Source organism: Pseudomonas sp. HLG18, assembly GCF_051903985.1.
Taxonomy (GTDB): domain Bacteria; phylum Pseudomonadota; class Gammaproteobacteria; order Pseudomonadales; family Pseudomonadaceae; genus Aquipseudomonas; species Aquipseudomonas fluorescens_BT.
Genome location: NZ_CP195831.1, coordinates 4,105,159 through 4,128,275, shown reverse-complemented (window position 1 = coordinate 4,128,275; position 23,117 = coordinate 4,105,159). Strand labels below are relative to the sequence as shown.

Sequence of the window (23,117 nt, the reverse complement as noted above, 5' to 3'; positions counted from 1 at the left end):
TGGCGCGCATTATTCCCCTGAAATGGAAAAGCGTCAAGCGTAAATTCAAAATATTTCTTCTTATTTTCAACCGCTTATCCTCCCGCGCCGAAAATCGGGGCGGGAGGGGCTTTCAACGCAGCTGAAATCTTCCGGTGTTGGCACTCAAGGCATGGCTGCCCTGACTCAACGTGTCCGCCGCAAGGTTCACCGCCCGAGCACCTTCGAGCAGGCGAACCGCCGCCTGATCCACCTGCTGGATATTGCCGCTGACCTCATCAGCGGTGCTCGCCTGTTCTTCGACCGCCGTGGCGATCTGGGCGAGGGTGTCGGTGACGCTCTGCACGGCGCTGGCGATTTCCCCCAGGCGTTCGCCCAGCCCGGTGACGGCTTCGGCATCCGACTGCGCCTGGCCGCACGCTGCTTCCATCAGGCTCACCGCTTCGTTGACCGTATTGCGCAGACTGTCGACCGTGTCGGCAATCTGTGCGGTAGACGATTGCGTGCGTTGTGACAGGCTGCGTACCTCGTCGGCCACCACGGCAAAACCGCGACCCTGTTCACCAGCGCGAGCGGCCTCGATGGCGGCGTTGAGCGCCAGCAGGTTGGTCTGTTCGGCGACGCCACGAATGGTGTCGACCACCAACTGAATCTGCTGCCCTTGCTCGCTGACCCGACCGAGCGCTGCTGCAGTCTCGTTCAAGCGCTGATTGAGTTGTTGAATGCTCGCCGTGGTGCGCTGGCTGTCACGGCTGCTGTCGGCAGCGATGCGCCGGGTGTGCTGGGCGCTGCCGGAAGCCTGTTCGCAACTCTGCGCCACACCTTGAGACGTCGCCGCCAGTTGCGTGGCCGCTGCGGCGATCTGGCTGATCTGCAATTGCTGTGCTTCCACTTCGCTGAGGGCGCCACTGGAGTGCTCGTTAAGGCTGCGCACCGCATTGCTCAGTTGCGAAGTCTCGTGATCGACACCCAACAGGCTGGTGCGCAACTGCACGACAGCCACGTTGAGCGCGGTGCTGATCGACGCCAGTTCATCACGGCCCACGACCGGCACTTGCAGGCTCAGATTACCGTCGCGCAAGGCTTCGGCGAGCAGCGTGATGCCGCTGGCGCTGCGGCGGATCGAGGCTTGCAGGCAAACGAACAAGTACAGTGCCGCCAGCAACAGGCAACCGAAAATCGCCGCGACAATAATGAACTGACGAATCGCCGATCCATGGTAGTCGTCCAGCCGCTGATCCAGTGACACCAGCGATTGCTGGCGCAGCGTGGCGAGGTTGCCGAGCAGGGCATCGAGAGTGCGCTCGAATTCGTCTGGCTTGAGATTGATGCTGCCGCCGAACACGCCGTCATCCAGCACTTTCAATCCGGTATCCAGTTGCTTGAGGCTGTCGTGATACTGCCCGGCCCAGCCTTGCAGGGCTGGCGGCAGGCGCGCTTCGAGCAGGCCCGCAGTTTTCACCAACTGCTCGCGGGCATCGCCGATGCGGCTGCGCAGGTCACGCAGTTGCAAGCGACTTTGCAGAGTGAACTGACCGGACACTACAGAGGCTTGGCCGACGGCTGCCAGTCGGCCGACCCGTTCGATCAGGTCTGGTGCGTGCTGGGTGGAAATCTGTGTCAGCAGATAGGTTTCCAGCCACGGCGCGAGGATCAGGCGATTGTCCATCGCGATTTGTTCGCGCAATGCTTGCAGGGCGCTGAGGGCGTTGGTGAAGCGATCGTAACCGTCCGGCCACCAGCCGACGCCGGCCAGGCTCTTGGAGTCCAGAGTGCCGAGCGCGGTTTGCAGGGCTTGATAGCGGGCCAGGGTTTCGCCTTCCGCACCTTCGGCTTTCAACGCGTTACCCAGATCCAGTGTGGCCTGAGCGACCGCAGGTTGCACGGAATCGAATGCAGCCATGGCGGCGAGGGTGGCGGGCGTCGGCTGACGGTTGGTTTCCGTGGCGCGCCAGCGGGCAGCGCGATCACGCTGGGCGGCAAGAAGATTGTCGAGTGCATCGAGGGCGAGCAACTGCCGCACGCCGGCACGTTCGCCAGCGATCAGATTGAGTTTTTCGCGATAGTCCTGGCCGATCATCAACAAGCTGCCGGCCAATGGCAGGATAAACAGCAGAAACAACAACTGGAATTTACGCGCGAAGCCAAACCGCCCCAGCAGCCCGATCCCCGGTGATAAAAAAGCCTGCATGCCTCATGACTCCTCTGGACACCACGCACCATTGGCGTGCATCGCGGTCGTTGCGACCGGGATTGGTGCCCTGCTAAAAGGCCTCGAAAGTTCACCCTTGCCCGCTCTGTAGGCAGGCTCTGTAGCGAAACTTCCCATTCTCGATGCCCTTTGTAAGGGCGCCGCGTTCAAGCGGATAAGCAAGGCAAGATTCAGACCATGGCTTTGCGCTATCACTTGCGCCGCGATGGAGGAATAGTTCGTTAGCTGGCTAAGGGGATGGCGCTGGCGCACCGAAAAATGGCACATTGACGCACCTGCCTGCGTGCACCCATCTGCTGTACGGAAACTCCCATGGCTATCAGCAACGTTCAGACCGCCGCTGCGTCGGCGTCCGCTCCGCCCCAAAGCAGTCCTCTGGTGATGCGCATCATCGGCGCGGTGGCGCTGGCGCATTTGATCAACGACCTGATCCAGTCAGTGCTGCCGTCGATCTATCCGATGCTCAAGGCCAACTATGGCCTGAGTTTCACCCAGGTCGGCCTGATTACCCTGACCTTTCAATTGACCGCTTCGCTGTTGCAGCCGTGGGTCGGTTTCCACACCGACCGACACCCGAAACCGTGGCTGCTGCCGGCAGGTTCCGTGTGCACACTGATCGGCATTGTGATGATGTCGATGGTGGGCAGTTTCCCTCTTATCTTGCTGGCGGCGGCGCTGATCGGCATTGGCTCTTCGACCTTCCACCCCGAAGCTTCTCGTATTGCACGGCTGGCCTCCGGTGGACGTTTTGGTCTGGCGCAATCGACGTTTCAGGTCGGTGGTAACGCCGGTTCGGCATTCGGCCCGTTACTGGCGGCGGCGATCATCATTCCTTTCGGGCAGGGCAATGTGGCTTGGTTCGGACTGTTCGCGGTGTTTGCGCTGTTCGTGCTGTATCGCATCAGCCGCTGGTACGCCCATCACCTGAACCTGTTCAAGCTCAAGGCTGGCCAGGCCGCCACTCATGGACTGTCGAAGGGCAGGGTGATCAGCGCGCTGGTGGTGCTCGGGCTGCTGGTGTTCTCCAAGTATTTCTACATGGCCAGCCTGACCAGTTACTTCACCTTCTACCTGATCGAGAAGTTCGACCTGTCGGTGGCAAGTTCCCAGCTGCATCTGTTCCTGTTCCTCGGCGCGGTGGCGGCGGGCACATTCTTTGGCGGGCCGATTGGCGACAAGATCGGGCGCAAGGCAGTGATCTGGTTCTCGATCCTTGGTGTGGCGCCGTTTACCTTGCTGATGCCGCATGTCGACCTGTTCTGGACCAGTGTCCTCAGCGTGGTGATCGGCTTCATCCTGGCTTCGGCGTTTTCGGCGATCGTGGTATACGCGCAGGAGCTGGTGCCAGGCAATGTCGGAATGATTGCCGGCGTGTTCTTCGGGCTGATGTTCGGCTTTGGCGGGATTGGTGCGGCGTTGCTCGGGCACCTGGCGGACATTCACGGCATCGAGTACGTGTACTTCCTGTGCTCGTTCCTGCCGCTGTTCGGGGTGCTGGCGATCTTCCTGCCGAGAACCCAAAAGGCCTGACAGGCTGAATGTCGGGCACAAAAAAGCCGCGTATCAAACGCGGCTTTTTCATGGGTGCAGCTTTTACACGTTGAAGCGGAAGTGCATTACGTCGCCGTCCTTGACGATGTAGTCCTTGCCTTCCAGACGCCATTTACCGGCTTCCTTGGTGCCGGCTTCGCCCTTGTACTGGATGAAGTCGTTGTAGGCGATAACTTCGGCGCGGATGAAGCCTTTCTCGAAGTCGGTGTGGATCACGCCAGCGGCTTGCGGTGCAGTGGCACCGACGCGGACGGTCCAGGCGCGGACTTCTTCGACACCGGCGGTGAAGTAGGTCTGCAGGTGCAGCATTTCGTAGCCGGCGCGGATCACGCGGTTCAGGCCAGGCTCTTCCAGGCCCAGGGCCTCGAGGAACATGTCTTTCTCTTCGCCGTCGTCCAGCTCGGCGATTTCCGCTTCGATCTTGTTGCAGACCGGAACGACCATCGCGCCTTCTTCTTCGGCGATGGCCTTGACCACGTCCAGGTGCGGGTTGTTCTCGAAACCGTCTTCAGCGACGTTGGCGATGTACATGACCGGCTTGGTGGTCAGCAGGTGGAAGCCCTTGATGATCGCTTTCTCGTCAGCGCTCATGTTCTTCATCAGGCTGCGCGCAGGCTTGCCTTCGGTGAAGTGCGGGATCAACTGCTCCAGCAGGGCCTTCTGGGCCACCGCGTCCTTGTCACCGCCCTTGGCGTTGCGCGCGACTTTCTGCAGTTGCTTCTCGCAGCTGTCGAGGTCGGCGAAGATCAGTTCCAGGTCGATGATTTCGATGTCGCGCTTCGGGTCGACGCTGTTGGAAACGTGGATCACGTTCTCGTCTTCGAAGCAGCGCACCACGTGAGCGATCGCGTCGGTTTCACGGATATTGGCCAGGAACTTGTTGCCCAGGCCTTCACCTTTCGACGCGCCGGCCACCAGGCCTGCGATGTCGACGAACTCCATGGTGGTCGGCAGGATGCGCTTCGGATTGACGATTTCCGCCAGAGCGTTCAGGCGTGGATCCGGCATCGGCACGATACCGCTGTTCGGCTCGATGGTGCAGAAGGGGAAGTTCTCGGCCGCGATCCCGGATTTGGTCAGGGCGTTGAACAGGGTGGACTTGCCGACGTTAGGCAGGCCGACGATGCCGCAATTGAATCCCATGGTGTTTCCCCTCGGATTAGAGTCAGGCCTTCTGGCTGTGCAGGTTTTTCATCGCGCGGTTCCATTCACCGGCGAGGATATCCGGCAGCACGCCGAGGGCAAAGTCGATGCTGGCATCGAGTTTTTCCTGTTCGGCGCGTGGCGCACGACCCAGGACGAAATTTGAAACCATACTGGCGACGCCCGGGTGGCCGATGCCAAGCCGCAGGCGGTGGAACGTATTCTGATTGCCCAATTGCGCAATGATGTCGCGCAACCCGTTGTGACCGCCATGGCCGCCGCCGACTTTGAGTTTGGCGACGCCCGGAGGCAGATCGAGTTCGTCGTGCGCCACCAGGATTTCTTCGGGCTTGATGCGGAAGAAACCGGCGAGTGCCGCCACGGCCTGGCCGCTGCGGTTCATGTAGGTGGTGGGAATCAGCAGACGAACATCCTGACCCTGATGCGAAAAACGCCCGGTCAGGCCGAAATACTTGCGATCGGCCACGAGATTCACGTTCTGTGCGTGGGCGATGCGCTCAACAAAAAGGGCCCCTGCGTTATGCCGGGTCTGCTCGTATTCAGCGCCTGGATTTCCCAGGCCAACGATCAGTTTGATGGCAGTCACGATAGGGGCCCTTCCTTTGAGTGGTGGATAACATCGCCGCGATCAGGGAAGGCGGCGAAAGTGGACGAAAAATGCTCATTTACCATGGATGTAAACTCCGCGTTCCCGCCCGCTTTCTCGCTACGTTCCAGTCCGCGATGTTACCTGCTCACTCAGGCATGACAGAGTGAATTACTCTGCTGCGCCTTCTTCGGTAGCTTCTGGAGCAACACGTGGAGCGTGGACGTTGGCAACAGCCTTGTCATCGCCGTGTGCCAGAGCAACGAATTCAACACCTTTAGGAGCTTTGAGGTCCGACAGGTGAACGATGGTGCCGATTTCAGCGTTAGCCAGGTCGACTTCGATGAACTCAGGCAGGTCTTTCGCTTCGCAGGAAACTTCGATTTCAGCAACAACGTGCGAGATCTCGCCGCCTTTCTTCACTGGAGCAGCTTCGTTGATGAAGTGCACAGGAACGATTGCGGTCAGTTTCTTGCCGGCAACAACGCGGACGAAGTCAGCGTGCATCACGTGGCCTTTGGCCGGGTGACGTTGCAGAGCCTTGATGATCACGTTTTGCTTGGTGCCACCAACGTTCAGTTCGATAACGTGGCTGTAGGCAGCTTCGTTTTCGAGCAGTTTGGCAACTTCTTTGGCCAGCATGCTGATGGATTCAGGGGCTTTGTCGCCACCGTAAACAACAGCTGGAACCAGGGAGGCGAGACGACGCAGGCGGCGGCTCGCACCTTTCCCCAGGTCGGAACGCAGTTCAGCATTCAAAGTAAAATCGTTCATTTTGTATCTCCAAAATAGCCATGACCGAGTGGCGTTTGCGACCAGCGCCGAACACGGTATGGGCAAAAAAGCCCCGCCCCGGCAGAGATGCCGGGGCGGGGCGCTTTTCGTCAACGAGACATTTCGAGAAGGGCAGGGCCCTTAACGGAACATCGCGCTGATCGATTCTTCATTGCTGATGCGGCGAACCGCTTCGGCAACAACCGGTGCGATATCCAGTTGACGGATACGTGCACAGGCTTGTGCTGCGGCGGACAGCGGGATGGTGTTAGTGACCACCAGCTCGTCCAGCACGGAATTTTCGATATTCTCGATGGCCCGACCCGACAGCACAGGGTGTGTGCAGTAGGCAAAGACCTTGGCTGCGCCATGCTCTTTCAGGGCCTTGGCCGCGTGGCACAGAGTGCCAGCGGTATCGACCATGTCATCGACCAGGATGCAGGTACGCCCTTCGACATCACCGATGATATGCATCACTTCAGAGTGATTGGCTTTCTCACGGCGTTTGTCGATGATCCCGAGATCCACGCCCAGGGATTTGGCAACAGCTCGTGCACGCACGACGCCACCAATGTCCGGGGACACAATCATCAGGTTCTCGAAGCGCTGATCTTCGATGTCATCCACCAGAACCGGGGAGCCGTAGATGTTATCTACCGGAATATCGAAGAAGCCCTGAATCTGGTCAGCATGCAGATCAACCGTGAGAACACGGTCGATGCCGACTACGGTGAGCATGTCAGCAACGACTTTCGCGCTGATGGCCACACGTGCGGAACGCGGACGGCGATCCTGACGGGCATAACCAAAATAAGGAATAACAGCAGTGATACGAGTAGCCGAGGAGCGGCGGAAGGCGTCAGCCATCACTACCAGTTCCATCAGGTTATCGTTGGTCGGAGCGCAAGTCGGCTGAATAATGAAGACGTCTTTACCGCGAACGTTTTCATTGATCTCGGCTGTAATTTCGCCGTCGGAAAATTTACCGACAGAGATGTCACCGAGAGGGATATGCAGCTGACGTACGACACGCCGAGCCAGATCGGGGTTAGCGTTCCCCGTAAAGACCATCATCTTGGACACGCGCAGTACCTAGAGGCTGAGGGTAACCTGGATGAGTATAGAAAATGGCAGGGGCGGCTGGATTCGAACCAACGCATGGCAGGATCAAAACCTGCTGCCTTACCGCTTGGCGACGCCCCTGTATCTGTTGCTTTCAAGTGCCGGGCACTTGATTCCTTTAGAGCAGACTTTGCAGCTTGCGATGCAACATCGAAACGTTGCTTCCTTTCGCTACAAACCCTGTAAGGGTCTCTGTCAGAAGGGCCGAGACTTTATCAGCTTCAGCTTTGCTTGGGAAGCCCCCAAACACACAACTTCCAGTTCCGGTGAGTTTTGCTTCGGTAAAATTACCTAACAAATTCAATGCGTTACGTACTTCTGGATAACGCCTCGAGACCACCGGCAAGCAGTCATTTCGACTGTTTCCCTCGGGAACGGGGCGCACTTTAATGGGCGGCGTGTTACGTGTCAACAATGGATCTGAAAAAATTTCTGCCGTACTAACAGAGACTTGCGGAACGAGCACGACATACCACGGTTCGGCCGGCTCGACCGGGGTCAGTTTCTCGCCGACACCCTCGGCGAATGCCGCGTGCCCACGCACGAAGACCGGGACGTCCGCACCCAGGCTCAGGCCCAGTGCGGCCAGTCGATCGTCGTCCCAGCCCAGTTGCCACAAATGATTGAGACCAAGCAGGGTGGTCGCCGCATTCGAGCTGCCGCCGCCGATGCCGCCGCCCATCGGCAGGATCTTGTCGATCCAGATGTCGATGCCGAGCGAGCAGCCGGATTGTTCCTGAAGTTTTTGCGCAGCGCGCACGATCAGATTGCTGTCGTGAGGCACGCCGTCGAATTCGGTGTGCAGGCGAATCACGCCATCGTCACGCACGGCGAAGGTGATTTCGTCGCCGTAATCGAGGAACTGAAAAATTGTCTGCAATTCGTGATAACCGTCTTCACGGCGACCGAGAATGTGCAGCATCAGATTGAGTTTGGCCGGAGAAGGCAGCGTCAGGCGTGGAGCGGTCATGCTTATTGCCCCAATTTGCGCGGTTGCCAGGTCTTGATGACCAGCGTCACGTCCAGGTCGGTGCCGTGCAGCTTGATCCGCTCGGGCAGCCAGTAACCGTTCTGTTCGGCATAACCGAGGTACTCGACCTGCCAGCCGTCCTGTTCCAGATTGGCCAGGCGACTGTCGGCATCGAGTGTGAGGCGGCTTTTGCTGGCCGGAGCCGGCAGGCCGCGGACCCACCAGGCCAGGTTCGATACCGGCAACTTCCAGCCGAGCTGTTCTTCCAGCAGGGCTTCCGGGGACTGCGCGTCGTAGCGGCCCTGGTTGGCGACTTCCAGCGAGACCTTGCCCGGGCGACCGGTCAGTCGTGCTGCGCCACGACCCAGCGGGCCGGACAGGCGGATGTCGTAGTAATCCTGGCGTTGCAGCCAGAACAGCGTGCCGCTGCCGGAGTCTTTCGGGGCGCGGATACCGATCTTGCCGTCGATCTGCCAGCCATCGAGACCGGTCAGCTGCTGTTTGTTCGCGGCCCATTGTGCCGGGCTGCCATGGCCTTCGACGGATTCGCGGGCGCCGAAGCCCGCGCAACCGGCGAGCAGGGCGATGAAGCTGAAAACGATGACGTGGCGCAAAAACATGAGTTAAAGAGTCTCGGATCCGGTCAGGCGCTTGATGGTGCTGCGCAGGATAGTGCTGTCAGGCTGGTCCTTGAGGAACTTGCCCCAGATTTGTTTCGCTTCGCGCTGCTTGCCCTTGGCCCACAGCACTTCGCCCAGATGCGCGGCGACTTCGTGATCAGGGAAGCGCTCCAGCGCCTGACGCAGATATTTCTCCGCGTCATCCAGGTTGCCCATGCGGAAATTCACCCAACCGAGGCTGTCGAGTACCGCCGGGTCTTCCGGGTTGATCTGGTGAGCCTGCTCGATCAGTGTCTTGGCTTCGGCGTAGCGAGTCGTGCGGTCGGACAGGGTGTAGCCAAGGGCGTTGAGCGCCATGGCGTTGTCCGGGTCGCGTTTGATGATCAGGCGCAGGTCTTTTTCCATCTGCCCCAGGTCATTGCGTTTTTCCGCCTGCATGGCCCGGGTGTAGAGCAGATTCAGATCGTCCGGGTATTGCAGCAACGCCTGTTGCAGGGTTTTCCAGGCCTTGTCGCCCTGATTGTTGGCGGACAGGGTCTCGGCTTCGATCAGGTACAGCTGGATCGCGTAATCCGGCTGCGCATCACGTTCGGCGGCCAGTTTGCTCTGGGCTTCGGCGGTCTTGCCGTTGTTCATCAGAATATCGGCCTGACGCAGTTGCGCCGGCAGATAGTCGTTACCCGGGCCGACCTGGGCGTACTCGATCAGCGCGCCTTGCGGGTCGTTGCGTTCTTCGGCGATGCGACCCAGGTTCAGGTGGGCCGAGTCGACGTGGCTTTCACGGGCGATCAGGTCTTCCAGATAACCCTTGGCCTCGTCCCAGGCCTTGGCTTCCAGGCAGACCAGCGCCAGGGAGTAACGCAGTTCGTCGTCTTCCGGGTATTGCTGGACCAGCGTGGAGAACTCGACCTTGGCGTCGTCCATCCGGTCCTGTTCCACCAGCATCCGCGCGTAAGTCAGGCGCAGGCGCTTGTCTTCCGGATATTTCTTGATGTTCTTCTGCAGCAACGGCAGGGCTTCGTCGCCACGGTTCAGCCCTTGCAGCAGACGGGCACGCAGCAGGATCGGGGCGATTTCGCCGTCGTCCGGTGGATTGTCTTCAAGCAGGGTCAGCGCACCTTTGGTATCGCCGTCCTGCTGCATCAGCAGGGCCTTGCCGAAAATCAGCTGATTGTTGTGCGGGTGACGCTGCAGCAGACGGTCGAAACTCTTCATCAGACCGTTGCGGGTTTCCTGATCGGTGTCGGCGGCCGACAGCGCGAGGAAGTCGAAATGGGTGTCGCCCTTGCCCTGCAGGACTTTCTCCATGTAGACCATCGAGTCGTCATAACGCCCGGCGCGTGCCAGTTGCACGGCGGCGGCGCGTTGCGCTTCGAGGTCGTCGGGAGCATTTTTCGCCCAGATCAGCGCCGTATCCAGTGCCGGTTGATCCGCGCCCAGGTACTCGGCAATACGGAACGCCCGCTCGGAAACGCCCGGATCCTGAGTGTTGATCGCCTGGGTCACGTAGTTGTCCAGGGCAATATCGAAACGATTGCGCTGGCCGGCGAGTTCGGCGCTCAGCAGGCTGAAAACCGTTTCCTCGCTGAACGAGCTGTACACCTTGGGCTTTTCAGGGGCTGGCGTGGTGTCTTCGACCGGCGGGGCGCCATCGTGCGAAACGGGGGCCAAGGCCTGGCAGCCGCTGAGGAAGACAAAAGCAAGGAGCAACGCGGAAGATCTATTCATATGGGAAGAGGACGACTAACCTGCGGTCGGATCATCATGACACAAGCCTTCGGCCAAACATAACCGAGTCTCGATTGTGGCCATTATAGGGGCCGGCAATTGGGACAATAGTCAGCGGTAGTTGTTCTGAATCTGACGAAGTAGGACAATTGCCGGCTTCACGTCACCATCAGCGACCTTGAATGGCCTTCCTTGCACTCGGTATCAACCACAAGACTGCTTCAGTAGACGTCCGCGAGCGCGTGGCCTTTACTCCTGAGCAGCTGGTGGAGGCCTTGCAGCAGCTCTGCCGAATCACCGACAGCCGCGAAGCTGCGATCCTTTCCACCTGCAATCGCAGTGAACTGTATATAGAACAGGATCAGCTTTCGGCCGATATCGTGCTGCGCTGGCTGGCCGACTATCACCATTTAAGCCTCGACGAGCTGCGCGCGAGTGCTTATGTGCATGAAGATGATGCGGCAGTTCGTCACATGATGCGCGTCGCCTCCGGGCTCGACTCGCTGGTGCTGGGCGAACCGCAGATCCTCGGCCAGATGAAGTCGGCCTACGCCGTGGCCCGCGAGGCCGGCACCATCGGGCCGCTGCTCGGGCGCTTGTTTCAGGCGACCTTCAATGCCGCCAAGCAAGTGCGCACCGACACTGCCATCGGTGAAAACCCGGTGTCCGTGGCGTTTGCTGCCGTCAGCCTGGCCAAACAGATTTTCAGCGACCTGCAACGCAGCCAGGCCCTGCTGATCGGAGCCGGCGAGACCATCACCCTGGTCGCCCGTCATCTGCACGAACTGGGAGTCAAGCGTATCGTGGTGGCCAACCGGACGCTGGAGCGTGCGAGTCTGCTGGCCGAACAGTTCGGCGCCCACGCGGTATTGCTGTCGGACATCCCGGCCGAACTGGTGCGCAGCGACATCGTTATCAGTTCCACCGCCAGTCAGTTGCCGATCCTCGGCAAGGGCGCCGTGGAGAGCGCGCTGAAGCTGCGCAAGCACAAGCCGATCTTCATGGTCGACATCGCCGTTCCCCGGGACATCGAACCGGAAGTCGGCGAACTCGACGACGTTTACCTCTATAGCGTCGACGATCTGCACGAAGTGGTCGCCGAAAACCTCAAGAGCCGTCAGGGCGCAGCGCAGGCTGCCGAAGAGATGGTCTCGGTCGGCGCCGACGATTTCATGGTGCGCCTGCGCGAGCTGGCGGCGGTCGATGTGCTCAAGGCCTATCGTCAACAGAGCGAACGCCTGCGCGACGAGGAACTGCAAAAGGCCCTGCGCTTGCTGGCCAACGGCGGCAACGCCGAAGACGTGCTGGGTCAGTTGGCCCGTGGCCTGACCAATAAACTCCTGCACGCCCCGAGCGTGCAGTTGAAAAAGCTTTCTGCCGAAGGCCGCCTCGATGCGCTGGCCATGGCCCAGGAACTCTTTGCCCTCGAGGGCTCACCGGATAGCTTTTCGGATAAAAAACCGCAATGAAAGCGTCACTGCTCAATAAGCTGGATATCCTCCAGGACCGTTTCGAGGAACTGACGGCGCTGCTCGGCGACGCCGAAGTCATTTCCGACCAGACCAAATTTCGCGCCTATTCCAAGGAATACGCCGAAGTCGAGCCGGTCGTCGAAGCCTATAAACAGCTGCTCAAGGCCCAGGCCGATCTGGAAGGCGCCCAGGCGCTGCTCAAGGACGGCGACCCGGACATGCGCGAAATGGCCGTGGAAGAAGTTCGCGAAACCAAAGAGCAACTCATCGAACTGGAAGCCACCTTGCAGCGCATGCTGCTGCCCAAGGACCCCAACGACGGGCGCAACGTGTTCCTCGAGATCCGCGCCGGTACCGGTGGCGACGAAGCGGCGATCTTCTCCGGCGACCTTTTCCGCATGTACTCGCGCTACGCCGAGAAACGCGGCTGGCGGGTGGAAATCCTTTCCGAGAACGAAGGCGAACATGGCGGCTATAAAGAAGTCATCGCCCGGGTCGAAGGCGACAATGTCTACGGCAAGCTGAAATTCGAGTCCGGCGCCCACCGCGTGCAGCGCGTGCCGGCCACCGAATCCCAGGGCCGGATCCACACCTCGGCCTGCACCGTGGCCGTGTTGCCGGAACCGGACGAGCAGGAAGCGATCGAGATCAACCCGGCGGACTTGCGTGTCGACACCTACCGTTCCTCCGGGGCCGGTGGTCAGCACGTCAACAAGACCGACTCGGCGATCCGCATCACTCACTTGCCGACCGGCATCGTGGTCGAATGCCAGGAAGAACGTTCCCAGCACAAGAACCGTGCACGGGCGATGGCCTGGCTGTCGGCCAAGCTCAATGACCAGCAGACCACGGCGGCGGCCAACGCCATCGCCAGCGAGCGTAAATTGCTGGTGGGTTCCGGTGACCGCTCCGAGCGTATCCGTACCTACAACTTTGCCCAGGGCCGGGTCACCGACCACCGCGTCAACCTGACCCTGTATTCCCTGGACGAAATCCTCGCCGGTGGCGTCGAAGCGGTGATCGAGCCGTTGCTGGCCGAATACCAGGCTGACCAGCTCGCAGCGATAGGTGAGTAAATGACCATCATCGCCAGTCTGTTGCGCGCCGCCGAACTGCCAGACTCGCCCACCGCACGCCTGGATGCCGAATTGCTTCTGGCCGCCGCGCTGGGCAAGTCCCGCAGTTTTCTCCACACCTGGCCTGAGCGCATCGTGCCCAGCGAAGCCGCACTGGTGTTCGCCGAGTACCTGCAGCGTCGTCGCAGCGGCGAGCCGGTGGCCTACATTCTGGGTCAGCAAGGGTTCTGGAAGCTCGATCTGGAAGTCGCACCGCACACGCTGATACCGCGTCCGGACACCGAACTGCTAGTGGAAGCCGCACTGGAATTATTGTCGGCGGCCCCGGCCAGGGTTCTCGACCTCGGCACCGGCAGCGGGGCGATTGCCCTGGCCCTGGCCAGCGAGCGCCCGGCGTGGAGTGTCACTGCCGTGGATCGTGTGCTGGAAGCCGTGGCCCTGGCTGAGCGCAACCGTCAGCGTCTGCACCTGAACAACGTCACGGTACTGAGCAGTCACTGGTTCAGCGCCCTCGAAGGCAAGCGTTTCGAGCTGATCATCAGCAATCCGCCGTACATCCGCGCCGCTGATCCGCACCTGGTCGAAGGCGATGTGCGTTTCGAACCGGAAAGCGCCCTGGTGGCGGGCATCGACGGGCTCGACGATCTGCGTCTGATCATCGCTCAGGCGCCGGCACATCTGGAAGCCGGTGGCTGGCTGATGCTCGAACACGGCTATGATCAAGCTGAAGCCGTGCGCGATCTGCTGATCACTCAAGGTTTCGAAGAAGTCCACAGCCGCACCGATCTGGGCGGCCATCAACGGATCAGCCTGGGGCGCCTGCCGTGCTGAATGATCAGGAATTGTTGCGCTACAGTCGGCAGATCCTCCTGCAACACATCGATATCGATGGCCAGTTGAAGCTCAAGGACAGCCGGGTGCTGATCGTCGGCCTCGGTGGTCTCGGTGCGCCGGTGGCCTTGTATCTGGCGGCGGCGGGTGTCGGTGAATTGCATCTGGCGGACTTCGACACGGTCGACCTGACCAACCTGCAACGCCAGATCATCCACGACACCGACAGTGTCGGCATGACCAAGGTCGACTCGGCGCTCAAGCGCCTGAGCGCAATCAACCCTGAAATCAAACTGGTGCCTCATCGTCAGGCACTGGACGAGGATTCTCTCGCCGCCGCCGTGGCTGCAGTGGATCTGGTGCTCGACTGCTCGGACAATTTCTCCACCCGCGAAGCGGTCAACGCCGCGTGTGTGGCGGCGCGCAAACCGCTGGTCAGCGGCGCGGCGATCCGCCTTGAAGGACAACTGTCGGTGTTCGACCCGCGTCGCGCCGAGAGCCCGTGCTACCACTGCCTGTACGGTCACGGCAGCGAAGCCGAACTGACTTGCAGCGAAGCCGGCGTGGTCGGGCCGCTGGTCGGTCTGGTCGGCAGCCTGCAAGCGCTGGAAGCCCTGAAGTTGTTGGCGGGTTTCGGCGAACCACTGGTGGGGCGTCTGCTGTTGATCGATGCTCTGGGCTCGCGATTTCGTGAGCTGCGGGTCAAGCGGGATCCGGGATGCAGCGTCTGTGGTTCGCACCATGCGTGAGGCGCCGATCGCTGTATTCGATTCTGGCGTCGGCGGGCTGTCGGTGCTGGCGGAAATCCAGCATCTGCTTCCCAATGAATCGCTGCTGTACTTCGGCGATTGCGGCCACATTCCGTATGGCGAGAAAACCCCGGACTTCATTCGCCAGCGTTGCAGCGTGATGGCCGGTTTTTTCCGCGAGCAGGGCGCCAAGGCATTGGTGATCGCTTGCAACACCGCGACCGTGGCGGGCGTCACGGATCTGCGGCGGGATTTCCCCGACTGGCCGATTGTCGGCATGGAGCCGGCGGTCAAGCCGGCGGCTGCTGCCACCCGCAGCGGCGTAGTGGGCGTACTCGCCACCACCGGCACCTTGCAAAGTGCGAAGTTTGCGGCGCTGCTCGATCGTTTTGCCACCGATGTGCGGGTCATCACTCAACCGTGCCCCGGATTGGTCGAGCGGATTGAAAGCGGCGATCTGCACAGCGCCGAGTTGCGAGCATTGCTCAGGCACTACGTCGATCCGCTATTGGCCAGCGGTTGCGACACGATCATTCTGGGCTGCACTCACTACCCGTTTCTCAAGCCGATGCTCAAGTCGATGATCCCCGAGAGCATCAGCCTGATCGATACGGGCGCGGCGGTCGCACGGCAATTGCAGCGGCTGCTGGCCGCGCGTGATCTGCTCGCCGAAGGGCCAAACCGGCCGGTCAGATTCTGGACCAGCGCCGATCCCGAGTCTTTGCGCAGTACCCTGGTCCTGTTGGGCCAAGTCGCCGGCGATGTCGAAAAATTCACCTTGTAAAAAAAATGTGAAATATCTAAAAAGTCAGCTGAACTTCTGACCAAGCGCAGATTTCTATAGCGCAGAGTGACCTAAAAAACCAAACGATCGTTCCGGAAAAGGAAGTTTCAACGTGAAGCGACTATTCTGCTTGGCCGCGATTGCGGCTGCACTGATGGGGCAAAGTTTTACCGCACAAGCTGCTGGCGTCGAGTTTGCAGTGGGTGCCACCAGCGATTCGACCATGACTTATCGCCTGGGCATGAATTTCGATTGGGACAAGAGTTGGCTGCAAAGTGACGTGGGGCGTCTGACCGGTTACTGGAGCGGTGCTTACACTTACTGGGAAGGTGACAAGACCTCTGGCAACAACAGCCTGTCGTTCTCGCCGGTGTTTGTTTACGAGTTTGCCGGTCAGTCGGTCAAGCCGTATGTCGAGGCAGGGATCGGCGTGGCGTTGTTCTCCAACACCGAATACGAAGACAACAAGCTCGGCGGCGCCTTCCAGTTCGAAGACCGCTTCGGTTTCGGCCTGCGCTTCAATGGCGGGCATGAAGTCGGGATCCGTGCGACGCACTATTCCAACGCCGGCCTGAGCAGCGACAACGACGGGGTCGAAAGCTACTCGCTGCATTACACGATGCCGCTGTAAGCACCCGGACAGTCCGTTCAAGAAAAAAGGAGCGCCAGGCGCTCCTTTTTTTGTGCTCAGCGATACGCCGTGGCAATTCCCTGGCGTTCCTCGATGCATTCCGGTGCGCCCATTTCGAACTCGCGGCAGATCAGCGGGCGCTTCTCGTAGATGGTGCACATCATCGAGTCGCGATCCAGTGCGGCGCACCAGCCGTCGTCCAGACGCAACATCACTTCACCCCCCCAATCATCGGTATCGATGAAGCGTTCGGGCACACCTGTGTCGGTGATCAGCATGACTTCGAGCTGACAGCAGCAGGCTGCGCAGGTCGAACAGGTCACTGCGGGTTCGTCGATTGGCTGGAGAGGAATAGTCTTCATGGCCGCAGTGTACGGCAGCGAACCGCGTGCGTGTGAAAGCCCTGACGGACGATTACTGCACCAGGCGTCGGGACATGTAGTGCAGCAAGGGGAACAGCAGCGCCCACAACAGGCCGATACCGATCAGGGTTGGCAGTTCGCCGTAGGGAAACTGCACCCCGGCCAGTCGTCCTCCGGCGCAGTAAGACAATGCGCCTCCGACGGCCCCGAGCAGAGTCGCCAGCCACCATGGCCGCGCGCTCCATTGCAGGCAGTGGCGCAGCGTCGTGGCAAGGAGTGCCCACAGCAGCATCAGCCACAGCGGAATGAGGGGCGACAGGTCCTTGAACTCGAAGACGCCGAGACCGCGCAGGCCGCTGTCCACGGCGGTGCCGATAATCACCACGCTGAGAATCAGGCGACCTTCCGCTGCCCAACTGCTGACCCAGCGCAGATGAATCACCAAGACTGCCAGCGCCACCAGCAACCACAGGCTGTTGCCACCGAGCACGCAGGCCAGCCAGCCGATCTGGAACAGTACGGCATTGGCGATCCGTTCAGGCATCGAAACGCCCAAGCAGTGGCGCAGGCATGGCCCCCGGTTTGGCCAACAGCAATTGTGCGGTGCCGATGGTGCGTTCGAGGAATCCGCCCTCGCAGTAACACAGGTAAAACTCCCACAGCCGCAGGAAATAATCGTCGTAGCCCAATTCGCTCAGGCGACCGTGGGCGTGGCGAAAGTTCTCGTGCCACAGGCGCAGGGTCCGGGCGTAGTGCAGGCCGAAGTCTTCCATGTGCAGCAGGTTCATGTCGGTATCGCGGCTGACGATTTCGAGCATTTTCTGCACACAGGGCAGGGCGCCGCCGGGGAAGATATAGCGCTGAATGAAATCCACGCCGCGTTTTGCCTGCTCGTAGCGCTGATCCCGGATGGTGATCGCTTGCAGCAGCATCAGGCCGTTGCTCTTGAGCAGGTGCGCGCATTGCTTGAAATAGGTCGGCAAAAAGCGATGGCCGACCGCCTCGATCATTTCGATCGACACCAGTTTGTCGTACTGGCCGGTGAGGTCGCGGTAGTCCTTGAGCAACAGCGTCACCCGGTCCTGCAGGCCGAGGCTTTCGATGCGCCGGGCGGTGAATGCGTATTGCTCTCTGGACAGCGTGGTCGTAGTGACTTTGCAGCCATAATGCTGCGCGGCATACAGCGCCATGCTGCCCCATCCGGTGCCGATTTCCAGCAGATGATCACCGGGTTCGAGTGCGAGTTTCTGGCAGATCCGTTCCAGTTTGTTCAATTGCGCCTGTTCCAGGCTGTCGTCCGGGCTGAGGAACTGCGCCGCCGAATACATCATGGTCGGGTCGAGGAATTGTTCGAACAGATCGTTGCCGAGGTCGTAGTGCGCGGCGATGTTTTTCTGCGAGCCCTTGCGCGTGTTGCGGTTGAGCCAGTGCAGGCCGCGCACCAGCGGCCGGCCGATTTTTGCCAGTCCGCCCTCCAGGCCGTCGAGCACTTCAAGGTTGCTGACGAAGACGCGTACCACGGCGGTCAGGTCCGGAGAACTCCAGTAGCCGTGAATGAACGCTTCCCCGGCGCCGATCGAGCCATTGCTCGCGACCATGCCCCAGGCCGCCACGTCGAGGACATGAATTTCGCCCACCAACGCACTGCCCGGTGTGCCGAAGACCTGACGCTCGCCGTCCTCGATCACCACCAGTTGCCCGTGCTTGAGCTGTGCGAGCTGGCGCAGGACTCCGCGACGCAGCAGCGAACCGGTGATCCCGTGAGTGCTGAACGGAATGGCTCTGGCCGAAACGCTAGAGGACTTCATGGCGGTGCTCCTCGGGAGATGCAGTGGCGGTGCGAAAACTGTCATCGGCCGCGTAATGGGTGAACAGCGGGGTGCGCTTGAGCAGCAAACGCAGGGCCTGCCAATAGATCGCAAGGGCGGTCTTGGCGGTCATCCATGGAAAGCGCCACAAATGCCGGTGCAGGTGAGATCGATCAAGAGGTTCGCGCTTCAGATTGAGCGTGGCGTCGAACAGTTTGCGTTCGCCCTGCCAGTCGGCCATGTGCACGCCAAGGGTTTGCGCGACAGGACTGAAGCTCATGCGGTATTCCAGGTCCGGCGGCAGGAACGGTGATACATGGAACGCCTTGGCCACGGCGAAGTGCTGGTGGAAGTCACGCACGCTGGTCGGCGCCCGCGCCGGCAGTACGTAGTGATAGCGCTCGCGCCACGGCGTGTTGCTGACTTCACAGAGAATCGCCGCCAGTTGCCCGTCGGCTTCGTGGCAATAAAAGAAACTCACCGGGTTGAATGCCAGGCCCCAACTGCGCGGCTGGGTCAGCAGGCAGACCGAGCCTTGCGGCTCGTGACCGAGCGCCGCGCCGACCTGCAGGCGCACGGCATCGATCAGCCGCACGCCGCGATCGGTGAACGTCTTGAGGTAGTCGGTCTCGCGAAACGAGAACGGTGCAAACCGGCTCGTGCCTGCCAGGGGCGACAGGTTCAGCACGGCATCCTGTTCGGTCAGATCGAGATAGATCAGCCCGATCCGGTAACGGAATTCATGCCGACGCGGAGCGAAGCGCCGGTGGGCGATCCAGCCGCTGTAGAGCGCGCTGTTCACAGGCTTTCTCCAAACGCTGCAGCGACGCGTAAAGCGCTGACCACGCCGTCTTCATGAAAACCGTTGGCCCAGTAGGCACCGCAATAATGTGTGTGTTGCGCGCCGTCGAGTTCGGCCCAGCGCTGTTGTGCCGCCACCGCCGCGAGACTGAATTGCGGATGGGCGTAGGTGAAACGGGCAAGCACTTTGGACGGGCTGATCCCGGCACTCTGGTTGAGGCTGACACAGAACGTGGTGTCGCTCTGGATGCCCTGCAGGATATTCATGTCATAGGTCACGGCTGCCTGGGTATGCCCCGCACCGCCGAGGCGATAATTCCAGCTGGCCCAGGCCCGTTTGCGTGTCGGCAGCAGGCGGGTGTCGGTGTGCAACACCACTTCATTGTCGGCGTAAGGCAGTGCACCGAGGATCTCCCGTTCGGCACGACCTGGACTGCCCAGCAGGCGTAGCGCCTGGTCGCTGTGGCAGGCCAGCACGACTTTGTCGAAATGCTCGATGCCGACAGGGCTGTGGATAACCACACCGTGCTCGTCGCGGTCGATCCGGTTGACCGGGCAGTTCAGGCGGATCCGGTCTTTGAAGCTTGCGGTCAGCGGTGCGATATAGGCACTGGAACCGCCCTCGATCACTCGCCATTGCGGACGATTGCTGACCGACAGCAAACCGTGGTTCTCGAAGAACCGCACAAAAAACTGCAACGGAAAATTCAACATTTCGGCCATCGGCATCGACCAGATCGCCGCGCCCATCGGCACGATGTAATGCAGGATGAAGCGTTCGCCGTAGCCACCGGCCTTGAGGTAGTCGTCGAGTGTGGTGTCGCTGGCGATCCGCTGTTCGGTGAGGTCGCGCCGGGCCTCCTTGTTGAACCGCAGGATGTCGCGCAGCATGCCCCAGAAGCCCGGCGAAATCAGGTTGCTGCGTTGAGCGAAGAGGCTGTCGAGGTTGTTGCCGTTGTATTCCAGGCCGGTGTCGGGATCGGTCACCGAAAAGCTCATCTCGGTGGCTTTGCTGCTCACACCCAACTGGCCGAGCAGGCGAATAAAGTTCGGGTACGTCCAGTCATTGAACACGATGAATCCGGTATCCACGGCATATTCGCGCCCATCCACCGTGACTGGCACGGTGTGGGTGTGGCCGCCGACCCAGGCGCCAGCCTCGAAGACGGTGACGGTATGTCGGCGACTGAGCAGATACGCGCAAGTCAGACCTGCAATCCCGCTGCCGACGATGGCGATATTCATGTCGCATCCCGCAGCGGTGGTGTGCTGCGCACCATGCGCTTACCGATCGCCAGTTGCACGCGCGCGGGCATTTTCGACAGGGGCCAGAGCGCCGCCATGAACAGCGCTGGAAAAGCGATTTCCAGAGGCCGATCCTTGAGTCGACCGAAGATGTGCCGCGCGGCTTTGTCCACAGGCCAGCTCAATGGCATCGGAAAATCGTTTTTCGCCGTCAGCGGTGTATCGACAAAGCCCGGGCTGATGACCGTGACTTCGATACCTTCGTCTGCCAGATCGATGCGCAGCGATTCGAACAGATAACGCAGGCCGGCCTTCGACGCGCCGTAGGCTTCGGCCCGGGGCAGCGGCACGTAGGTGACGGAGCTGGCCATGCCCACCAGATGCGGCGCAGTCCCTTTGCGCAGCAACGGCAGGGCGGCTTCGATGCAGTAACTGCTGGCCAGCAGGTTGGTGCGCACCACGTGTTCGATGATCGTCGCGTCGAACTGCTTTGCGTCGACGTACTCGCAGGTGCCGGCGTTGAGGATCACGGTGTCCAGCGAGCCCCACTCCATCGCGATCTTTTCACCGATTTCCCGCACGGTCTGGCTGTTGGTCAAATCCCCGGGCACTACCAGAACCCTTCCTGGATAACGTTGCGACAACACTTTGAGCGGTGCGACCTGACGGGAACTGACCGCCAGGTGCGCGCCGGTTTTCAGAATCTCTTCAGCCAGTGCTGCACCGATGCCACTGCTGGCACCGGTCAGCCAATAACGTCTTGGAGGTGTACGACTCATCCCATTCTCCTTTTCAGCCAGGCGATCACCCGGCCCAATACTGGTAGATGTTCATAAAGCAGTGCTCCGGCATCGAAGTAATCCCGGTGGCGATAAACCTTGTCGCGCCAGAGCAGATGCGAGCAGCCCGTGACGCGAATCAATCGTCCACCCGCCAGGCGCGGGTGGCGGTAGCTCATGACCCAGCGCAGGTAACCTTCGCAGTCGCCGATCTGGTCGAAACCGTGGAAGTCGAACCGCAACTCGGTGACGTTGGCGTACAGCTCGCTGAAGTAACTGCGCAGTTGCGTCAGTCCCTGCACCTCGTGCAGTGGATCGGTGAAATGAATGTCCTCGCTGTAGAGCGCCTCCAGGTTGTGCAGGTTGTCTTTGTTCAATTGCGCAAACTGGCGGGCGAAGCGGCGCAGGAATTCACTCATGGCCTTCTCCGATAGACTCACGAGAGGGCAGGTTCTTGAATGCTGTCAGCGCCCGCTCCCGTGAGGTGCTCAGGTTGACGATCGGCGGCGGATAGTCCGCCACGCCGAACAGCCCACCGGCACTGGCCGGGTTATGCACTTCTTTTTTGTTCAGCCCGGCCAGTTCGGGCAGCCAGTGCTTGATGAACAGGCCTTCGCTGTCGAACTTTTCCGACTGGCTGACCGGATTGAAAATCCGGAAGTACGGCGCTGCATCGGTGCCGGTCGATGCGCTCCACTGCCAGCCGCCGTTGTTGGCCGCCAGATCGCCATCGATCAGGTGACGCATGAAAAAGCGTTCGCCTTCGCGCCAGTCGATCAGCAGGTTTTTGGTCAGGAACATCGCTACCACCATCCGCAGGCGGTTGTGCATCCAGCCGGTTTCGAGCAATTGGCGCATGGCCGCGTCGATGATCGGCAGGCCGGTGCGTGCTTCCTGCCAGGCCGCGAGCTCCTGCGGCGCATCACGCCAGGCCAGGGCTTCGGTTTCCGGGCGGAACGCGCGATGTCGGGACACCCGTGGGTAGCCGACCAGAATGTGTTTGTAGAACTCGCGCCACAACAGTTCGTTGATCCAGGTGACCGCGCCGACCTTGCCGCTTTCGAATTCGCCCTGATTGCCTTGCAGTGCGGCATGCAGGCACTGGCGCGGCGAGATCACACCTGCGGCGAGATAGGCCGAGAGCTGACTGGTGCCGGGTTTGGCCGGGAAGTCGCGCTCGCTCTTGTAGTAGTCGATTTGCACGTCGGCGAAGGTGTCGAGGCGTCGCTGGGCCTCGGCTTCGCCGGCGGGCCAAAGGTTGCGCAGGGATTGGCCGGGCGTCGCAAAGCCCTCGATGGACTCGGGCACCGGGTCGCTGTCGATCTTCAGCGGGGCCTGCGAGGAGGGCGTCTTTATCAGTGGCGGCATCGAGCGATGCAGGCGTTCATAGCAGACCTTGCGGAACTGGCTGAACACCTGAAAATAGGTGCCGGTCTTGGTCAGCACGCTGCCGGGCTTGAACAGCAACTGATCGAGATAGCTGTGAAATGCAATCCCTTCAGCCTGCAATACCCGGGCAACAGCTGCATCGCGTCGGCTCTCGTGGACGCCGTATTCTTCATTGACGTGAACGGCCTCGATCTTCAAGTGCCGGCAGAGCTCAAGCAGCACTGCGGGTGCCTGATCCCAGTGCGGCGCGCTGCGGATCAACAGCGGGATGTTCAATTCGCCCAGGCTCTTGCTCAATACCCGCAGGTTGCGCAGCCAGAAATCGACCTTGCACGGTGCATCGTCATGTTCCTGCCATTGCTCGGGGCTCAACAGGTACACGGCCACGGTCGGGCCACGCTCGGCGGCGGCCGTCAGGGCGGTGTTGTCATGTTGGCGCAGATCGCTGCGCAGCCAGATCAATTGCATGGTGTTCTCTGCACGA

Annotated in this window: 23 protein-coding genes and 1 tRNA gene; 7 read left to right on the top strand and 17 right to left on the bottom strand. The window is 60.6% G+C overall.

Features of this window, described 5'->3' with window-relative positions; all coding sequences use genetic code 11:
* Positions 1–112 precede the first annotated feature (112 nt).
* Entirely contained in the window at positions 113–2,170 is a 2,058-nt protein-coding gene (locus ACSPX5_RS18950) for a methyl-accepting chemotaxis protein (protein WP_439820077.1), read from the bottom strand.
* Positions 2,171–2,503: 333 nt separating this feature from the next.
* Between ACSPX5_RS18950 and ACSPX5_RS18945 the strand changes: the two genes are divergently transcribed.
* Entirely contained in the window at positions 2,504–3,721 is a 1,218-nt protein-coding gene (locus ACSPX5_RS18945) for an MFS transporter (protein WP_439820076.1), read from the top strand.
* A 63-nt stretch (positions 3,722–3,784) separates the two neighbouring features.
* Here the strand turns inward: ACSPX5_RS18945 and ychF are convergent, their stop codons facing one another.
* The 8 genes from ychF to ACSPX5_RS18905 form a co-directional block, all read right to left on the bottom strand.
* Positions 3,785–4,885 (bottom strand): redox-regulated ATPase YchF, encoded by a 1,101-nt coding sequence (ychF, locus tag ACSPX5_RS18940; protein ID WP_085709288.1) that lies wholly within the window; start codon positions 4,883–4,885, stop codon positions 3,785–3,787.
* 22 nt (positions 4,886–4,907) lie between these two features.
* The gene (gene pth / locus ACSPX5_RS18935) at positions 4,908–5,492 is read right to left on the bottom strand and encodes an aminoacyl-tRNA hydrolase (protein WP_007951726.1); all 585 of its coding nucleotides are present in this window, start codon (positions 5,490–5,492) and stop codon (positions 4,908–4,910) included.
* Positions 5,493–5,663: 171 nt separating this feature from the next.
* Positions 5,664–6,266: a 50S ribosomal protein L25/general stress protein Ctc gene (locus ACSPX5_RS18930; RefSeq protein ID WP_169431912.1), complete on the bottom strand. Its 603-nt coding sequence runs from the start codon at positions 6,264–6,266 to the stop codon at positions 5,664–5,666.
* A 141-nt stretch (positions 6,267–6,407) separates the two neighbouring features.
* Entirely contained in the window at positions 6,408–7,349 is a 942-nt protein-coding gene (locus ACSPX5_RS18925; protein ID WP_003171603.1) for a ribose-phosphate pyrophosphokinase, read from the bottom strand.
* Between the two features lie 45 nt (positions 7,350–7,394).
* Positions 7,395–7,469, bottom strand: a tRNA-Gln gene (locus ACSPX5_RS18920).
* Positions 7,470–7,506: 37 nt separating this feature from the next.
* Positions 7,507–8,358: a 4-(cytidine 5'-diphospho)-2-C-methyl-D-erythritol kinase gene (gene ispE / locus ACSPX5_RS18915; RefSeq protein ID WP_207867260.1), complete on the bottom strand. Its 852-nt coding sequence runs from the start codon at positions 8,356–8,358 to the stop codon at positions 7,507–7,509.
* Between the two features lie 2 nt (positions 8,359–8,360).
* Positions 8,361–8,978 carry a lipoprotein insertase outer membrane protein LolB gene (gene lolB / locus ACSPX5_RS18910; RefSeq protein WP_439820075.1) on the bottom strand — a complete coding sequence of 206 codons (618 nt, stop codon included), beginning with the start codon at positions 8,976–8,978 and terminating at the stop codon, positions 8,361–8,363.
* 3 nt (positions 8,979–8,981) lie between these two features.
* Positions 8,982–10,706: a tetratricopeptide repeat protein gene (locus tag ACSPX5_RS18905; RefSeq protein WP_169431909.1), complete on the bottom strand. Its 1,725-nt coding sequence runs from the start codon at positions 10,704–10,706 to the stop codon at positions 8,982–8,984.
* A gap of 182 nt (positions 10,707–10,888) precedes the next feature.
* Here ACSPX5_RS18905 and hemA point away from each other — a divergent pair, with 182 nt between their 5' ends.
* From hemA to ACSPX5_RS18875, 6 genes are all read left to right on the top strand, one after another.
* Positions 10,889–12,175: a glutamyl-tRNA reductase gene (gene hemA / locus ACSPX5_RS18900; RefSeq protein ID WP_103306074.1), complete on the top strand. Its 1,287-nt coding sequence runs from the start codon at positions 10,889–10,891 to the stop codon at positions 12,173–12,175.
* Positions 12,172–13,254: a peptide chain release factor 1 gene (prfA, locus tag ACSPX5_RS18895; protein WP_114885501.1), complete on the top strand. Its 1,083-nt coding sequence runs from the start codon at positions 12,172–12,174 to the stop codon at positions 13,252–13,254. The genes hemA and prfA overlap by 4 nt, the downstream gene beginning before the upstream one ends.
* Positions 13,255–14,085 (top strand): peptide chain release factor N(5)-glutamine methyltransferase, encoded by an 831-nt coding sequence (gene prmC / locus ACSPX5_RS18890; RefSeq protein WP_439820074.1) that lies wholly within the window; start codon positions 13,255–13,257, stop codon positions 14,083–14,085.
* On the top strand, positions 14,079–14,834 hold the full coding sequence (locus ACSPX5_RS18885) for a molybdopterin-synthase adenylyltransferase MoeB (RefSeq protein ID WP_085733619.1): 756 nt from the start codon (positions 14,079–14,081) through the stop codon (positions 14,832–14,834). Before prmC ends, ACSPX5_RS18885 begins: the two co-directional genes overlap by 7 nt.
* The gene (murI, locus tag ACSPX5_RS18880; RefSeq protein WP_439820073.1) at positions 14,827–15,618 is read left to right on the top strand and encodes a glutamate racemase; all 792 of its coding nucleotides are present in this window, start codon (positions 14,827–14,829) and stop codon (positions 15,616–15,618) included. Before ACSPX5_RS18885 ends, murI begins: the two co-directional genes overlap by 8 nt.
* Positions 15,619–15,730: 112 nt before the next feature.
* The gene (locus tag ACSPX5_RS18875; RefSeq protein ID WP_169431905.1) at positions 15,731–16,249 is read left to right on the top strand and encodes an acyloxyacyl hydrolase; all 519 of its coding nucleotides are present in this window, start codon (positions 15,731–15,733) and stop codon (positions 16,247–16,249) included.
* Between the two features lie 56 nt (positions 16,250–16,305).
* On the opposite strand, the gene ACSPX5_RS18870 is transcribed toward ACSPX5_RS18875, so the two are convergent.
* Genes ACSPX5_RS18870 through phrB form a run of 8 tightly spaced genes read right to left on the bottom strand, consistent with a single transcriptional unit; the run spans position 16,306 to position 23,101 of the window.
* Positions 16,306–16,611 (bottom strand): YkgJ family cysteine cluster protein, encoded by a 306-nt coding sequence (locus tag ACSPX5_RS18870; protein WP_169431904.1) that lies wholly within the window; start codon positions 16,609–16,611, stop codon positions 16,306–16,308.
* A gap of 52 nt (positions 16,612–16,663) precedes the next feature.
* The gene (locus ACSPX5_RS18865) at positions 16,664–17,155 is read right to left on the bottom strand and encodes a DUF2878 domain-containing protein (RefSeq protein WP_169431903.1); all 492 of its coding nucleotides are present in this window, start codon (positions 17,153–17,155) and stop codon (positions 16,664–16,666) included.
* Positions 17,148–18,419 carry an SAM-dependent methyltransferase gene (locus ACSPX5_RS18860; RefSeq protein WP_169431902.1) on the bottom strand — a complete coding sequence of 424 codons (1,272 nt, stop codon included), beginning with the start codon at positions 18,417–18,419 and terminating at the stop codon, positions 17,148–17,150. Before ACSPX5_RS18860 ends, ACSPX5_RS18865 begins: the two co-directional genes overlap by 8 nt.
* Positions 18,406–19,221: a DUF1365 domain-containing protein gene (locus tag ACSPX5_RS18855; protein ID WP_439820072.1), complete on the bottom strand. Its 816-nt coding sequence runs from the start codon at positions 19,219–19,221 to the stop codon at positions 18,406–18,408. The genes ACSPX5_RS18860 and ACSPX5_RS18855 overlap by 14 nt, the downstream gene beginning before the upstream one ends.
* Positions 19,218–20,465 carry an NAD(P)/FAD-dependent oxidoreductase gene (locus ACSPX5_RS18850; RefSeq protein ID WP_439820071.1) on the bottom strand — a complete coding sequence of 416 codons (1,248 nt, stop codon included), beginning with the start codon at positions 20,463–20,465 and terminating at the stop codon, positions 19,218–19,220. The genes ACSPX5_RS18855 and ACSPX5_RS18850 overlap by 4 nt, the downstream gene beginning before the upstream one ends.
* Positions 20,462–21,244, bottom strand: coding sequence for an SDR family NAD(P)-dependent oxidoreductase (locus ACSPX5_RS18845; RefSeq protein WP_323162036.1), 783 nt, complete (start codon positions 21,242–21,244; stop codon positions 20,462–20,464). The genes ACSPX5_RS18850 and ACSPX5_RS18845 overlap by 4 nt, the downstream gene beginning before the upstream one ends.
* Entirely contained in the window at positions 21,241–21,663 is a 423-nt protein-coding gene (locus tag ACSPX5_RS18840; RefSeq protein WP_169431898.1) for a nuclear transport factor 2 family protein, read from the bottom strand. Before ACSPX5_RS18840 ends, ACSPX5_RS18845 begins: the two co-directional genes overlap by 4 nt.
* A complete protein-coding gene (gene phrB / locus ACSPX5_RS18835; RefSeq protein ID WP_439820070.1) occupies positions 21,656–23,101 on the bottom strand; it encodes a deoxyribodipyrimidine photo-lyase in 1,446 nt (481 codons plus the stop codon). The genes ACSPX5_RS18840 and phrB overlap by 8 nt, the downstream gene beginning before the upstream one ends.
* Positions 23,102–23,117: the final 16 nt, after the last annotated feature.